General features: G+C 56.0%; 15 protein-coding genes and 1 other annotated feature (1 of these 16 only partly in view). Of the genes, 10 read left to right on the forward strand and 5 right to left on the reverse strand.

The window, feature by feature from the left end:
- Positions 1–203 (forward strand) — a binding site (T-box leader); it begins 71 nt to the left of the window's first position.
- A 51-nt stretch (positions 204–254) separates the two neighbouring features.
- Genes trpE through trpA form a run of 6 tightly spaced genes read left to right on the forward strand, consistent with a single transcriptional unit; the run spans position 255 to position 6,730 of the window.
- A complete protein-coding gene (gene trpE / locus CZ203_RS10995; protein ID WP_087066143.1) occupies positions 255–1,730 on the forward strand; it encodes an anthranilate synthase component I in 1,476 nt (491 codons plus the stop codon).
- Complete coding sequence (locus CZ203_RS11000; RefSeq protein ID WP_087066144.1) at positions 1,727–3,370, forward strand: bifunctional anthranilate synthase component II/anthranilate phosphoribosyltransferase; 1,644 nt, start codon at positions 1,727–1,729, stop codon at positions 3,368–3,370. Before trpE ends, CZ203_RS11000 begins: the two co-directional genes overlap by 4 nt.
- Before the next feature lie 13 nt (positions 3,371–3,383).
- Positions 3,384–4,163, forward strand: coding sequence for an indole-3-glycerol phosphate synthase TrpC (gene trpC / locus CZ203_RS11005; protein ID WP_087066145.1), 780 nt, complete (start codon positions 3,384–3,386; stop codon positions 4,161–4,163).
- Positions 4,160–4,774 carry a phosphoribosylanthranilate isomerase gene (locus CZ203_RS11010; protein ID WP_087066146.1) on the forward strand — a complete coding sequence of 205 codons (615 nt, stop codon included), beginning with the start codon at positions 4,160–4,162 and terminating at the stop codon, positions 4,772–4,774. The genes trpC and CZ203_RS11010 overlap by 4 nt, the downstream gene beginning before the upstream one ends.
- Entirely contained in the window at positions 4,774–5,961 is a 1,188-nt protein-coding gene (gene trpB / locus CZ203_RS11015) for a tryptophan synthase subunit beta (RefSeq protein WP_087066147.1), read from the forward strand. The genes CZ203_RS11010 and trpB overlap by 1 nt, the downstream gene beginning before the upstream one ends.
- Positions 5,954–6,730 (forward strand): tryptophan synthase subunit alpha, encoded by a 777-nt coding sequence (gene trpA / locus CZ203_RS11020; protein WP_087066148.1) that lies wholly within the window; start codon positions 5,954–5,956, stop codon positions 6,728–6,730. Before trpB ends, trpA begins: the two co-directional genes overlap by 8 nt.
- A 39-nt stretch (positions 6,731–6,769) precedes the next feature.
- On the opposite strand, the gene CZ203_RS11025 is transcribed toward trpA, so the two are convergent.
- From CZ203_RS11025 to CZ203_RS11035, 3 genes are read right to left on the reverse strand one after another with little or no spacing between them, the layout of a single operon-like run.
- Positions 6,770–7,069 (reverse strand): hypothetical protein, encoded by a 300-nt coding sequence (locus tag CZ203_RS11025; protein ID WP_087066149.1) that lies wholly within the window; start codon positions 7,067–7,069, stop codon positions 6,770–6,772.
- Between the two features lie 17 nt (positions 7,070–7,086).
- Entirely contained in the window at positions 7,087–7,752 is a 666-nt protein-coding gene (locus CZ203_RS11030; protein ID WP_159456488.1) for a 3'-5' exonuclease, read from the reverse strand.
- Positions 7,749–8,453 carry a DUF2461 domain-containing protein gene (locus CZ203_RS11035; RefSeq protein WP_087066151.1) on the reverse strand — a complete coding sequence of 235 codons (705 nt, stop codon included), beginning with the start codon at positions 8,451–8,453 and terminating at the stop codon, positions 7,749–7,751. Before CZ203_RS11035 ends, CZ203_RS11030 begins: the two co-directional genes overlap by 4 nt.
- A 147-nt stretch (positions 8,454–8,600) precedes the next feature.
- Here CZ203_RS11035 and CZ203_RS11040 point away from each other — a divergent pair, with 147 nt between their 5' ends.
- The 4 genes from CZ203_RS11040 (at position 8,601) to CZ203_RS11055 (ending at position 12,693) form a co-directional block, all read left to right on the forward strand.
- Positions 8,601–9,092, forward strand: a complete 492-nt coding sequence (locus CZ203_RS11040) for an Lrp/AsnC family transcriptional regulator (protein ID WP_087066152.1) — start codon at positions 8,601–8,603, stop codon at positions 9,090–9,092.
- Positions 9,086–10,258, forward strand: coding sequence for an aminotransferase class I/II-fold pyridoxal phosphate-dependent enzyme (locus CZ203_RS11045; protein ID WP_087066153.1), 1,173 nt, complete (start codon positions 9,086–9,088; stop codon positions 10,256–10,258). Before CZ203_RS11040 ends, CZ203_RS11045 begins: the two co-directional genes overlap by 7 nt.
- A gap of 111 nt (positions 10,259–10,369) precedes the next feature.
- The gene (locus tag CZ203_RS11050) at positions 10,370–10,759 is read left to right on the forward strand and encodes a BlaI/MecI/CopY family transcriptional regulator (RefSeq protein WP_087066154.1); all 390 of its coding nucleotides are present in this window, start codon (positions 10,370–10,372) and stop codon (positions 10,757–10,759) included.
- Positions 10,756–12,693 carry a M56 family metallopeptidase gene (locus CZ203_RS11055; protein ID WP_087066155.1) on the forward strand — a complete coding sequence of 646 codons (1,938 nt, stop codon included), beginning with the start codon at positions 10,756–10,758 and terminating at the stop codon, positions 12,691–12,693. Before CZ203_RS11050 ends, CZ203_RS11055 begins: the two co-directional genes overlap by 4 nt.
- A 350-nt stretch (positions 12,694–13,043) precedes the next feature.
- Here CZ203_RS11055 and acpP read toward each other — a convergent pair whose 3' ends face one another.
- On the reverse strand, positions 13,044–13,268 hold the full coding sequence (acpP, locus tag CZ203_RS11065; RefSeq protein ID WP_087066157.1) for an acyl carrier protein: 225 nt from the start codon (positions 13,266–13,268) through the stop codon (positions 13,044–13,046).
- Positions 13,269–13,294: 26 nt separating this feature from the next.
- Entirely contained in the window at positions 13,295–14,059 is a 765-nt protein-coding gene (locus CZ203_RS11070) for an acetyl-CoA carboxylase carboxyltransferase subunit alpha (protein WP_087066158.1), read from the reverse strand.
- Positions 14,060–14,070 lie beyond the last annotated feature (11 nt).

The following is a 14,070-nucleotide window of genomic DNA, read 5'->3' on the forward strand; positions in this document are numbered from 1 at the left end:
CGCAGATACGGCTGGTGTGAATGGGTTTGTGAGGAGCGCGGTCAATGGGGCCTATCCCCTAGTAGCCGTCGCCGCATTTCCTGCGTTATCGGGAAAGGGTATCCGTCCGGCGCGTACCTGTTTGAACGCCTGATTTGTACCCCTATAAGGAGAATTTTCTGTTCTCGAATTTGGGTGGCACCACGAAGTCTATCGTCCCATGTGACGATAGACTTTTTTTGTTGCCAAATCAACCTGTTAAAGGAGCGATATGTATGTTATTCCCCTCTTTAAGCGAAGTCAAACACCTCGCAGAAACTTATAAGAGTATCCCTGTATTCTATGAGGTGCTGGCCGATAGCTGCTCGCCAGTCCAGATCATGAGCGCCGTCGCGGATTTGTCTGAAAACAGCTTTATGCTGGAAAGCGTAGAGAATTCTGAGCAGTGGGGGCGTTACTCCTTTATTGGTATTTGCCCTAAAATGGAGATTTCCATCCAGGACGGTTTGGCCGAGGTAACGGCGGATGGGAGAACGACGGCAACCCGTGTCGGCAACCCCGTCGCCTTCCTATCGGAAATTGCCGGCCGCTACCATGCGCCCCAGTTTTCCGGCCGTCCCAAATTCACCGGCGGGCTGATCGGATACTTTGGTTATGATACCGTCCGGTATATTGAGCCGCGGCTTGCCAATGTCCCACAGGACGACCTGGGGATGCCGGACTGCCACCTGTTCCTGTTTGATGAAATCATTGCCTACGACCATTTGGCGAGCAAAACGATCATCATCCTGAATATCCCCGCCGGCACTGAAGATTTGGCGCGCGCCTACGCCGCCTGCGGCCACCGCGCCCAGGCGCTGGCCGGGCTGATCGAGCACTATGTCCCTTCCCCGGATAAAAAAGCGCCCTTTAGCGGCGAAATCAAAGTCACATCCAATTTGACGCGTGAGGAATATATCGCAAACGTGCGGCGCGCACAAGATTATATTACGGAAGGCGATATCTTCCAGGTCGTACTGAGCCAACGTTTCGAGGTGGAAAACCCGCCCGCGCCGTTTGATGTATACCGTTGCCTGCGCTCTGCCAACCCCTCCCCTTATCTGTACTATTTTAAGTTCAAGGATTACCAGGTGGCTGGGGCGTCGCCGGAAATGCTGGTCAACGTGACAGACGGCATCGTCTCTACCCGTCCGATCGCCGGCACCGTGCGCCGGGGCGCGACGGAGGAAGAGGATAACCGCCTGCGCCGCCAAATGCTGAACGACCCAAAGGAGCGCGCGGAACACACGATGCTGGTCGACCTTGGCAGGAACGATGTGGGCAAGGTGTCCGAATTCGGGACGGTGGAAGTCACAGACTTCATGAAGGTTGAGAGTTACTCCAAAGTATCCCATTTGGTCAGCAACGTGCGCGGCAAGCTTGCCAAGGATAAAAGCGCATTGGACGCCCTGATGGCCGTGCTGCCGGCCGGCACCCTGTCCGGCGCGCCCAAGGTGCGCGCAATGGAAATCATCGACGAGCTGGAAAACCGCAAGCGCGGCTTGTACGGCGGTACGGTAGGCTATATCGGGTTTGACGGCAATATCGACACCTGTATTGCGATCCGTACCGTACTATTCCGCCACGGCAAGGCGTACGTCCAGGCGGGCGCAGGCATTGTCGCGGACTCCGTGCCGGAAAATGAATTCACCGAGACTGAAAACAAGGCGCTCGCCGTTATTAATGCGATTAAGGAGGCTGCGGCACTATGATTCTGCTCATCGATAATTATGACTCGTTTACCTATAACCTTTACCAGTACCTCGGGCGCCTTCATCCCGACGTGCGGGTCGTGCGCAACGACGCGATTACGACGGATGGAATCGCCGCCTTGTCGCCGCAGGCGATCGTGCTTTCCCCCGGCCCCGGTTACCCCAAAAGCGCCGGGATTACGCTTGACGTCATCCGCACGTTTTCCGGCAAGATCCCGATCCTGGGTGTGTGCCTTGGGCACCAGGCAATCGGCGAGGCGTTCGGCGGGAAAGTCGTGCATGCAAAGCGCCTTATGCACGGCAAACAAAGTGATGTGATTTTGGACACCGCTTCCCCGCTGTTTAAAAACCTGCCGTCCCGTGTGCCGGTCGCCCGCTACCACTCTTTGATCGTGGAACGCGAATCGCTCCCGGCTTGCCTGGAAATCATTTCGGAAGATTTTGACGGGCAGATCATGGCACTGCGGCACCGTACCCATGCGACCTACGGCGTGCAGTTCCACCCGGAGTCCATCCTGACGGACTGCGGCATGAACATTTTGGAGACCTTCCTTTGCGAAATCGCCGGGATACGCATCACCGGACGGCATGCGGACGCGGTTGAAATCCCCGCCGCCGAGCGGGTGGCGCTCAAGCCGTACCTCGCCAAGGTGGTCGACGGCAACAGCCTGTCGGTCGACGAGGCGCGCCAGGCAATGGATATTATCATGTCGGGCGGCGCAACGGATTCCCAGATTTCCGCATTTATTGTGGCGCTCCGCATGAAGGGGGAAACAGTTGAGGAAATTACCGGCTTTGCCCGCGTAATGCGGCAAAAGGCAGCTGTCGTACCAAACAGCACGGACGCGGTCGATATCGTCGGCACGGGCGGCGACCTTTCAAACTCCTTTAACATTTCCACAACCGCGGCGTTTGTCATCGCCGGCGCCGGGCAGGAAGTCGCCAAGCACGGAAACCGCTCCGTCTCGTCAAAGAGCGGCGCGGCCGACGTCCTGGAGGCGCTCGGCGTAAAGATCGGCATGACGCCGCTGCAGGCCATGCACTGTATCCAGGAGACCGGCCTATCGTTCCTGTTCGCGCAAAGCTTCCACAGCTCCATGCGGTTTGCAGGGCCTGCGCGCCGGGAAACCGGCGTGCGTACCGTGTTCAACATCCTTGGCCCCCTCTCCAACCCCGCGCTTACGAATTATATCGTACTCGGCGTATACGATGAAACCCTGCTGGAGCCGATGGCGCGGGTGCTGCGTAACCTGGGGATCCGCGCGGCTATGCTGGTGCACGGCGACGACGGCCTGGATGAAATCTCGATTTCCTCCACCACCCATGTATGCGAAATCCGGGATGGCGAACTGCGCAATTATAGTATCGACCCGCGCGAATACGGTTTTACCCTGGCGCAAAAATCCGACATTTCCGGCGGTACTGCGGAAGAAAACGCCGAGATCACCCGCGCGATCCTGGAGGGGCGTGAAACCGGCGCCAAACGCGATATCGTGCTGCTGAACGCGGGCTGCGCGCTTTATACCGCAGGGCGCGCGGCGACGATTGCAAACGGCATAACCCTTGCCCGGCAGTCTATTGAAAGCGGCGCAGCGCTGGCGCGGCTCAATGCGCTCCGTGCCTATACCAACGCTTTGTAAAAGGAGGCCGTCCATGATTTTAGATGAAATTGTAGAATACCGCGCCGCGCAGCTCCAGCGTGAAATCGCATGTGTTTCCCGCGAAGAAATGGCCGCGCAGGCGGAAGCATGTACGCGCCCTGTGCTGGATTTTCCCGGTGCGCTGAAACGGCAGACGCTTTCCGTCATTGCCGAGGTCAAAAAAGCCTCCCCCTCCAAAGGGGTCATCTGTCCGGACTTCCATCCGGCGCAGGTCGCGCGGCGCTATGAAGCCGCGGGCGCGGACGCAATCTCCTGCCTGACGGAAGAGCACTATTTCCAAGGCTCGAGCGCATATTTCCGCGAAGTACGCGCAGCGACCACCCTCCCGATGCTTCGGAAAGACTTTATTTTTGACCCCTACCAGGTTTACGAGGCGCGCGTGATCGGCGCGGACGCGATCCTGCTGATCTGCGCGCTGCTGCGCGCGGAAAAGCTGCGCGACCTGATGCACCTCGCCATGTCCCTCGGGCTGCATACCCTGGTAGAGGTTCATAACGAACAGGAGCTGGCCTCCGCGGTAGCCGCCGAAGCGCCGATCATCGGCATCAATAACCGTGACCTGACGACCTTCCACGTGGACTTGGGAACGACCGCGCGCCTGTCCTCCCGCATCCCTTATCCGCATGTCCTGGTGTCGGAGAGCGGCATCGCGACCCAAGCCGACATGAAGGCGGCGCGGGAAAACGGCGCGGATGCGGTGCTGATCGGGGAAACGCTCATGCGCGCGGATGATATCGGCGCAACGCTGGCCGCATTGCGGGAGGGCGTATGAAGCTGAAATTTTGCGGCGTGCGGCGGCCAGAGGACATCGCCTATGTCAACGCCGCGCCACCGGACTACGTCGGCTTTGTCTTTGCCCAGAGCCGACGCCAGGTAACCGCCGGACAGGCGGCCGCCCTGTCGGAGCACTTGCGGCCTGCAATCCAGACCGTGGGCGTATTCGTCAACGAACCGCTGGAGCGCCTGCTTGCGGCGGCGGAAACCGCGGGGCTTTCCGTGCTGCAGCTCCATGGCGATGAAGACGCCCGCTATATCGAAGCGGTACGCCGGCGATGGCACGGGCCGGTGTGGAAGGCGGTGCGTGTCAGGGCTGCAGCAGATATCCGGGAGGCGGAACGCCTGCCGGTGGATGCGCTGGTGCTAGACGCGTTTTCGCCGCACGCATACGGCGGGACCGGACAGACCGCTGATTTTGACGTAATTGCGCGCAACCGCCCCTCTCTTCCCTTCTTCCTGGCCGGGGGGATTTCCGCCGCAAACGTACAGGATGCCATTCGCGCCGTACAGCCGGACGGTATCGACCTATCCGGCGGGATTGAGACGGGCGGCGCAAAAGATGCCGAAAAGATAAAACAAATATATCAACTGATACGAGGTGCATAATGGGAACACACGGAAGATTCGGGCCTTACGGCGGACAATATATCCCCGAGACCCTGATGAACGCGGTCATTGAGCTGGAGCAGGCCTATAACCGTTATAAAAACGACCCCGATTTTGTGGCGGAACTGGACGACCTGCTGCAAAACTATGCCGGGCGGCCGAGTATGCTGTATTTTGCCAAAAAAATGACGCGGGAACTCGGCGGCGCGAAAATCTACCTGAAGCGCGAAGACCTTAACCACACAGGTTCCCACAAAATCAATAACGTCCTGGGGCAGGTGCTTCTCGCCAAGCGCATGGGCAAAACGCGTGTGATTGCGGAAACCGGCGCCGGGCAGCATGGCGTTGCCACCGCGACCGCCGCCGCGCTGATGGATATGGAATGCGAAATTTTCATGGGCAAAGAGGATACCGACCGGCAGGCGCTCAATGTATTCCGCATGGAGCTGCTCGGCGCAAAAGTACACCCGGTCACAAGCGGCACCATGACGCTCAAGGATGCCGTAAGCGAAACCATGCGCGAGTGGACCGCGCGGATCGACGATACGCATTATGTCCTGGGCTCGGTGATGGGGCCCGCCCCGTTCCCTGAGATCGTGCGGGATTTCCAGGCCGTGATTGGGCGCGAAATCAAGCAGCAGTTATTGGAGCGCGAAGGCCGGTTGCCAACCGCCGTGCTTGCATGCGTAGGCGGCGGCTCAAATGCAATGGGTGCATTTTATGATTTTATCGGGAACCCTGAGGTACGGCTGATCGGCTGCGAAGCCGCCGGCCGCGGGGCGGATACGCCGGAAACCGCCGCTACAATTGCGACCGGCACCGTCGGCGTGTTCCACGGTATGAAGTCCTACTTCTGCCAGGATGAATACGGCCAGATCGCGCCTGTCTATTCCATTTCCGCCGGCCTGGATTATCCGGGGATCGGCCCGGAACATGCGATGCTGCACGACAACGGCCGCGCGGAATACGTGCCGGTAACCGATGACGAAGCGGTCGACGCGTTCGAGTACCTTTCCCGCACGGAAGGCATTATCCCGGCAATCGAAAGCGCGCACGCGGTCGCCCATGCGCGGAAAATCGCACCGGCCATGTTCAAGGACGACATCCTGGTCGTCAACCTTTCCGGGCGCGGCGATAAGGACGTCGCCGCCATTGCGCGATATAGGGGGGTAAACCTGTATGACTAAAATCCACAGAGCCTTTGAGGATGGAAAGGCCTTTATTGCATTCGTCACCGCCGGCGACCCGTCGCTTGCGGTGACCGAAGAACTGATCCTTACCATGGCGGAAGCGGGCGCAGATTTGATTGAAATCGGCATCCCATTTTCCGATCCCGTCGCAGAGGGCGTCGTCATCCAGGACGCGAACGTCCGTGCGCTTGCCGCGGGCTGCACCACGGACAAAATATTTGATATGGTGCGCCGTATGCGTCAAAAAACCGACGTCCCGTTGGTATTCCTTACCTATCTCAACCCCATCTATACCTATGGTGCAGAAAAGTTTCTCGCCAACTGTGAAGGCTGCGGCCTGGACGGCCTGATCATCCCGGATATGCCGTTTGAGGAAAAGGACGAACTCGGCCAGGCGGCGCAGGCGCACAACGTCGACCTGATCTCCATGATCGCCCCGACTTCGCACGAGCGCATCGCTATGATCGCGAAGGAAGCCCGCGGCTTTATCTACTGCGTGTCGTCCCTCGGTGTCACCGGGATGCGCTCTGAGATCACCACAAACGTGGGCGAAATCGTGCAGGTTGCGCGAAAATACAGCGACATCCCCTGTGCCGTCGGTTTCGGGATTTCGACCCCGGAACAGACCAGGGAGATGGCGGCGCTGTCCGACGGCGCGATCGTTGGGAGCGCAATCGTCAAGCTGGTCGCCCAGTATGGGAACGAATGCATCCCCTATGTGCGTGAATATGTGCAAAAGATGAAAGACGCCGTCCGCAATGCATAAGAAAAGGGCTGTGGGATGAAACACCCACAGCCCTTTTTGTCAATCATCTTCGCGGAAGAAGATGCGCCAAATCAGGAACACATAAGAAAAGATAAATCCAAGGAATAAAATCCCCTTAAACCTGCTGAAAAACTTGGAGAATTTGGAACCTATCCACAAGCCAAAACTCAGCAGGCAGATTTTGAGCATTGCAAAATCAAAGACATTGAAACCGCGCGCTTTTTCCATCAGGTATGCGACGAGTACGGAAGCCTTTTCCTTCGCGCACTGTGCATGCGCGCAAAAATCCTCCTTGTCAAAGCTGTTAAGCAGGCCGCTGCATTTCTCGCAACATTTCATATGGCACTCCCTTTCTTCTACGGTTGTTTTTGTATGCGGCGCGAAGTGTATGTACGCTTTTGCGCCGCCCTTTCTTTTTGACGCGCAATTTCCTGCGCGGTAGAGCATGAAATACATCCCTCTGGTGCAATCTTGCCCAAACGCATGCCTATTTTATCCGCCAGCACGTCCGCATCCACCGAATCGGTCTGCTTGAGCGCTTCCTGTAGGATCATGCCGCACGCCAAGGCGTCCGACCCGGCCTCGTGGTGATTGAGGGGAATAGCCAGTGCGGATGAAACCGTGTCAAGCTTATGGTTTTGGAGCGCAGGCCATACCTTTTGCGACACTTTTACCGTACACACATATCTGCAGCGCGGCAGATCCAGCCCATAGTGCGTCAGCGTTTTGCATAAGACGGCGGTATCAAACATCGCATTATGGCAGACAAGCACGGAATCTTCGATATCCGGCTGCAGCAGCGGCCAAATTTCCGGGAACGCCGGTGAATTTTTTACCATTGCCGGGGTGATACCGTGTACCTTGATATTGAACCAGTGGAATGCGCCAAATGCTTTGGGCGGGCGGATCAAATAAACGTCTGAATGTAGAAGCTCGCGGTCTTCAAAAACCGAAACGCCAACCGAACATGCGCTGCAGGGCGAGGAATTTGCAGTCTCAAAATCAAGCGCTACATACTTCATCTGAGCGCCTCCGTTTCCGCGGCCTGTGAGCGCTCCTTGATTGCACATAAAAACCGGTAGAACGGGGCGATACCCTTCAAATCCGCCAGCATCGGACGCACAAAGCTGCCGTTAAAGAGCGCCTCAAAATCCTGGCATTCATACGAAAGCCCAAGGTTCTTGCGGTTGATCCAAGCTTGGTACTTTTCGGGCGCATCCGGATATTTGGGCCGTTTGTAGCTGTCCCCATACAGGGTAAACCGCGTCTGCTGCTGAACCGCTCGATAGGCGTCCAGGAAAAGCTTATCCTCCGCAAGCATCAATTCCCGCGCAAGCTGCATTTCATTGGGCGGCGCCTGATAGTATCCGCAGCCATAGCCAAAATATTCAGGGGTGATTTCAAAATAATATGCCGGGCGTTCGGCAAACCTGCCCTGCTTCGCGCGCGCAAAGGTAATCCACGCATGGTCACGGTACAGCGTCTTGTCCTTGGTATAGCGGGTGTCCCGGCGGACGCGCGATAGCATCCGCTTCGGCTCGATGACGAAGAGCGGGTCGATCTCGCGCATAACGGGAGCCATAGATTCAATCAGCGCATAGAACGGTTCGTTCACAAGCGCTTTTATGCGCGGCTTGTGATCCTCATAAAACCCTTTGCTGTTGTGCAGGCGGTTTTCTATTAATAAATCCAGCCCTTCCGGGCGGAAACCGGTAAACTCCATGTGTCGCTCCTTCTTTCTGGGTTGCTTTTATTCTATCTCTTTTTTACAAATTGTGCAATAGAATTTCTAGCTTTCCGTCTATGCACTGCCGCCCTTTTGGTGTATAATAATTTCATCTATTTTTTGTTACCGTTTGGAGGGAACAACATGAATAAGGACGATAAGATTTTGGCATTGCTCGATCAGGACGCACGGCTGACCGCCGCGCAGATCGCAGCCATGGTTGATATGGAAGAGGCCGAGGTATCGGCACACATCCGAGCATTCGAGAAAAACCATACCATTATCGGGTACAAGACCCTGATCGACTGGGAAAAGACCGATAAGGAATATGTAACCGCCCTCATTGAGGTCAAAATCACCCCGCAAAAGGGTATGGGGTTTGATGAGATTGCGCGGCAGATTTATTCCCACCATATGGTGGAAAGCGTATACCTGATGTCCGGCGGCTTCGACCTGACCGTCATCATCACTGGTAAATCCATGAAGGAAGTCGCGCGCTTTGTCTCCGAGCAGCTTGCGCCGATGGAAAACGTGCTGTCGACCGGCACCCACTTCGTGCTGAAAAAATACAAGGATCAGGGCGTGGAATTTGACCCCTCGGTTCGTGATGAAAGGGAGGTCATCATGTCATGGTAGACTACCAGCAACTGCTTTCCGAACGGGTCAAGGTGGTGAAACCTTCCGGCATCCGCAAGTTTTTTGACATCGTTTCCACGATGGAGGACGCGATCTCCCTGGGCGTCGGCGAACCGGATTTTGAGACTCCCTGGCAGGTCCGCCGCGCGGGGATTGCATCGCTTGAAAAAGGGCGCACGTTCTACACCTCAAACTGGGGGCTTGCGGAGCTCCGTGCGGAAATCGCCAAGCTCTATCAGCGTAAGTACGGCCTGACCTATCATTCCGACAAAGAAGTCCTGGTCACGGTCGGCGGTTCCGAGGCGATTGATAATGCGCTGCGCGCGTTCGTCTCCCTTGGGGACGAGGTTTTGATTGTAGAACCCTCCTTCGTCTGCTACACGCCGCTGACCATTATGGCCGGTGGCGTGCCCGTGCCGCTGCCGACCGTGGAAGCGGATGGGTTTAAACTCACGGCAGAACGTCTGCGCAACGCCATTACCCCAAAAACCAAAGCACTTGTCCTCCCCTTCCCCAACAACCCGACCGGCGCGATCATGAACCGCGAGGAGCTGGAGGCCATTGCGGCCGTGCTGCAGGATACCAATGTCCTCGTGATTTCGGACGAGATCTATTGCGACCTGACCTATCGCGGCGAGCATGTCTGCTTTGCTGAACTACCCGGCATGCAGGAACGCACGGTCGTCGTAGGCGGTTTTTCCAAGTCCTATGCGATGACCGGCTGGCGCCTTGGCTGGGTGTGCGGCCCGAAGGAACTGATCATGCCGATTTGCAAAATCCATCAGTTCGGTATCATGTCCGCCCCGACCACCGCGCAGTTTGCAGGCATCGAGGCGCTGCGCACAGGCGACGACGATGTATTGCACATGCGCGGCCAGTACGACCTCCGGCGGCGGTATTTGCTCGGCGAACTCCGCTCGATGGGGCTTACCTGTTTTGAGCCGGAGGGCGCGTTCTATGTATTCCCCTCGGTCAAGTCGACGGGGCTTTCCTCGGAGGAGTTCTGCGAGCGGCTGCTCCAGGAGCAAAAGGTCGCGGTCGTTCCCGGGAATGCGTTCGGCGACAGCGGCGAGGGGCATGTCCGCATCTCCTATTCATACTCCATGAGCCATTTGCGTGAGGCGACGGAACGCATGCGCGCGTTCCTCAATGGCATTCAAAAGTAACAGAAAAAAGAAACGGGTCAAACCGTTTCTTTTTTCTTGACAACTTTGGTCTATTGCGATAGACTATACGAAACAAGAGGGTCTATTACAATAAACCGAAGGAGGTGCACCATGCAGGAACAACGGTTATTTGACGCAGAATTTAAATTTATGTCCCTTGTTTGGGAACACGAACCGCTCCCTTCCGGTGATCTGGTGGCAATATGCCGCGAAAAACTGGGATGGAAAAAGTCTACGACCTATACGGTGCTGCGCAAGCTGTGCGACCGGGGCTATCTAAAAAATGAAAACGCTCTGGTAACCGCCCTGCTAAAAAAGGAGGACGCGCAACGCCATGAAAGCCAAACTGTGATGCAGAAGGCGTTTAACGGCTCCCTTCCGGCATTTGTCGCCGCATTCCTCAAGGATCAGACCCTGACAGTGCAGGAGGCGGAAGAGCTGAAAGGGCTCATCGAGCATGCGACGCAGGCATTGCCTGACAAGGGCGGTGAGGACGGATGATCGCCTTTTTTATTACCGTGCTCAATATGAGCCTGACTGCCAGCCTGGCCGTGCTTATAGTAATTGCCATCCGCTTTGTGCTTCACCGTTTCCCAAAACGCTATTCCTATGCCTTATGGCTGGTCGTGCTGTTCCGTTTTTTATGCCCCGTGTCCTTTTCAAGCATCCTGTCCCCGCTTCCGGCCGCAGCCCCTATTCCGCACGATATTATGCTGCGCACGGCTGCGGCACCGCCCACCGGCTTTCCGGGCATGGACAGCGCGGTCAACCAAGCTGTTGCATCCAATCAAGCTGCACAGGCTTCATCCATCAACCCCAGCCAGGTTTTCCTGTCCATCGCCGCCTGCGTATGGATTGCCGGGATTGTCATATTGCTGGGCTATGCGGCGATTTCCTATAGTAGGCTCAGGCGGGGTCTCGCTACCGCGACGAAGGCCGAGGGACAAACCTATGAAAGCGGTTTTATAAATACTGCTTTTGTATTGGGCTTTATACGTCCACGGATTTATATCCCCCTTGGGCTTTCCGGCGATACGCTGGACTACGTTTTACAGCATGAACAAACGCATCTGCGCCGGCGCGACTATTTAATCAAACCGCTGGCGTACCTTGCGCTTTGCCTCCATTGGTTTAACCCACTGGCATGGCTATCGTACCTGCTCGCTTGCCGCGATATGGAATTATCGTGTGACGAAGCCGTCTTGCGCCGCATGGGGCCTGCCAGCCGTGCGGCATATTCGCAGGCGCTGCTAACGCTGTCCACATCTCACGGATCCTTGACCAGCCCGCTGGCCTTTGGGGAATCCAACGTAAAAATGCGCATTCAAAACGCCCTCCGATGGCAAGCGCCGCGGGTGCGTACCGCGGTTGCCGGCGTTTTCCTTTGCGTCGTAACGCTTATCGTATGCGCGGCCAATCCCATAGGGGAAATCCCACAGCCTGCATCCGTCACACCGGATACGGTGATAGGCGCTTCCCCGCCGTCTATTGTATATGCTAATCAGGATTATGCGATCTTACATTCGTATTTCGGCCTTTTTATCTATGATTTGCAAAAGGAATCCATTGCGCAGAGCGTCGACCTTGCACCGATCGGATGTAATATCACAGACGGCGAAGACGCTTGTGAAATCGCGGTTTCCCCCGATGGAAAAACCGTATATCTGCACCCCATGACGCAAACTACTATGTATGTATTAAAACTCCCGTCCGGCCGCTTAACCCAAAAGGCCGCGCCGCTTTCCGGCGGCGTCCCTTCCCTTGCAGGCCTACCAGACCACGCCCCGTATCGCAGCGAACCGGACATTTATGAAAATGACGGCCTGCGGTTTGTACTCACCGCAGAAGAAACCGCAGGTTCCGTACAGCTGACGGTTACTGACCGTGGGCAAAATACGCACGTCTATGCGCCGTTCCGCGCCAGCGTAGAAAACGCATCTATAGCGGGGGCGGAACCTGCCGGTTCCCCGCAACTAAACGTTTTAGCGGATAACGCCCCACTATTCGTGCTTGCCACAGACGGCAGCGAAGAGAACGGCTGGCAAACCATCCGCGCGCTGCACCAGCTTGATTTTTACAGCGACATCCCCTATGTGCCGCTGGGCGCCGCCCTGCAAACGTCGCTGCAGCCAGGGACAGATGCGCCGTATCATATCACCGTTTACGACGCCATATTAGCACATGACGGCACCGTAAAATATCGCAATGGACAAGGTCATCCGGCCGTAGATGCCATCTGGGAAAAGACCGCAGAGGATGGTAACAGTATTTCTGCACCGGAGTTAACGGTAGAGCAGAATATATTCGCATCCCTAAGCTCCGATGGGAGCGATTACGAGCCGGGCAACACGCTCCGCGGCTTCAAAGTGCTGTGCACCTGGGCAGATGGCCGCATGGCCGCGTACTGGTTTGTATTCCGTACAGACGCACGGTAAAAGGAAAACCGATTTGGGAAAAATGTATTCTTCATAGGGCCGGCATTTTTTATACGTTTATGCGGTACACTAAGGTATCGGAAAGGAGTTGACGTGTAAATGTGCCACAAAAAGGATTTCCCGCGTTATGACGACATTTTCCACATGGATACCAATGCAGCGCCTGCCCACAGCAGCAAGCATTCGCCGCGCATTGACCCTGACATGACCTCCTATACGGAAATGTACTGTCAGCCGGGTGCATGCGTGGAACCGCAGCCCACACAGGACGACAAACACTAAAAAAAAGACCGACTAAAAAAAGACCACTGGATGCATTTCCAGCGGTCTTTTTTATTTGAATTTGTGATTTACTGATGATCTTCGATATACTTTACAATATCGCCTACAGTGCTCATCTTCATTGCTTCCTCGTCGGAAATCGCAATACCGAAGTTCTCCTCCAGATCCATCATGAGCTCTACAACGTCAAGGGAATCGGCCTTCAGGTCTTCCTTGATCGTGGTCTCCATCGTCATGGTAGATGCGTCAGCGTCAAACTTCTCCGCCAGCAGATCGCAAATCTTCTCAAACATGGGTGTGTTCTCCTTTGTATTTTGAATTATATTTCGTTGAAAACTCCGACTTTACGGAATTTTTCATACCGTTTTTGCAGCAGGACATCAAGCGGTTCTTCCTGCAGATATTGAATATTCTCAAGTAAGGCACGTTTTACATTACGCATCAGCGAGGCCACATTTGCCCCTTCGTTGATAATGCTTTCAATCACGCCGAACTCCAACAGGTCGTCAGCCGTAATACGCAGACGCTCCGCCGCCTCCAGTTCCCTGGATGCGTCCTTCCACAGGATCGACGCGCAGCCGCGCGGCGAAATAACGGAGTAGATCGCGTTTTCCAGCATTAAGACACGGTCGGCGACCGCAAGCGCCAGCGCGCCGCCGGAGCCGCCTTCCCCTGTGACGATTGATATGACAGGGGTACGCAAATTCATAAACTCCGCAAGCGAACGTGCAATTGCTTCGCCCTGGCCGCGCTCTTCAGCGCCGATGCCACAGAAAGCGCCAGGAGTGTCGACGATACAGATGACCGGACGTCCAAATTTTTCCGCCTGGTGCGCCAGCCGGAGCGCCTTCCGGTAACCTTCCGGATGCGGCATACCAAAATTAGCAGCCAGGTTCCCCTCTGTGGTTTTGCCCTTGCGGTGGCCGATCACCGTCACCGGGATCCCGGCAAGCGTGCCGATGCCTGCACAGATAGCAGCATCGTCTGCATAAAAACGGTCACCGTGCAGCTCTACAAAATGGTCAAGCAACGTATTTACATAGTCGTCAATCGTAGGGCGTTTCGGGTCATGGATGATGCGCATTTTTTCCGCAA

It is taken from the genome of Intestinibacillus massiliensis, assembly GCF_900155735.1.
In the GTDB taxonomy this organism is placed as follows: domain Bacteria; phylum Bacillota; class Clostridia; order Oscillospirales; family Butyricicoccaceae; genus Intestinibacillus; species Intestinibacillus massiliensis.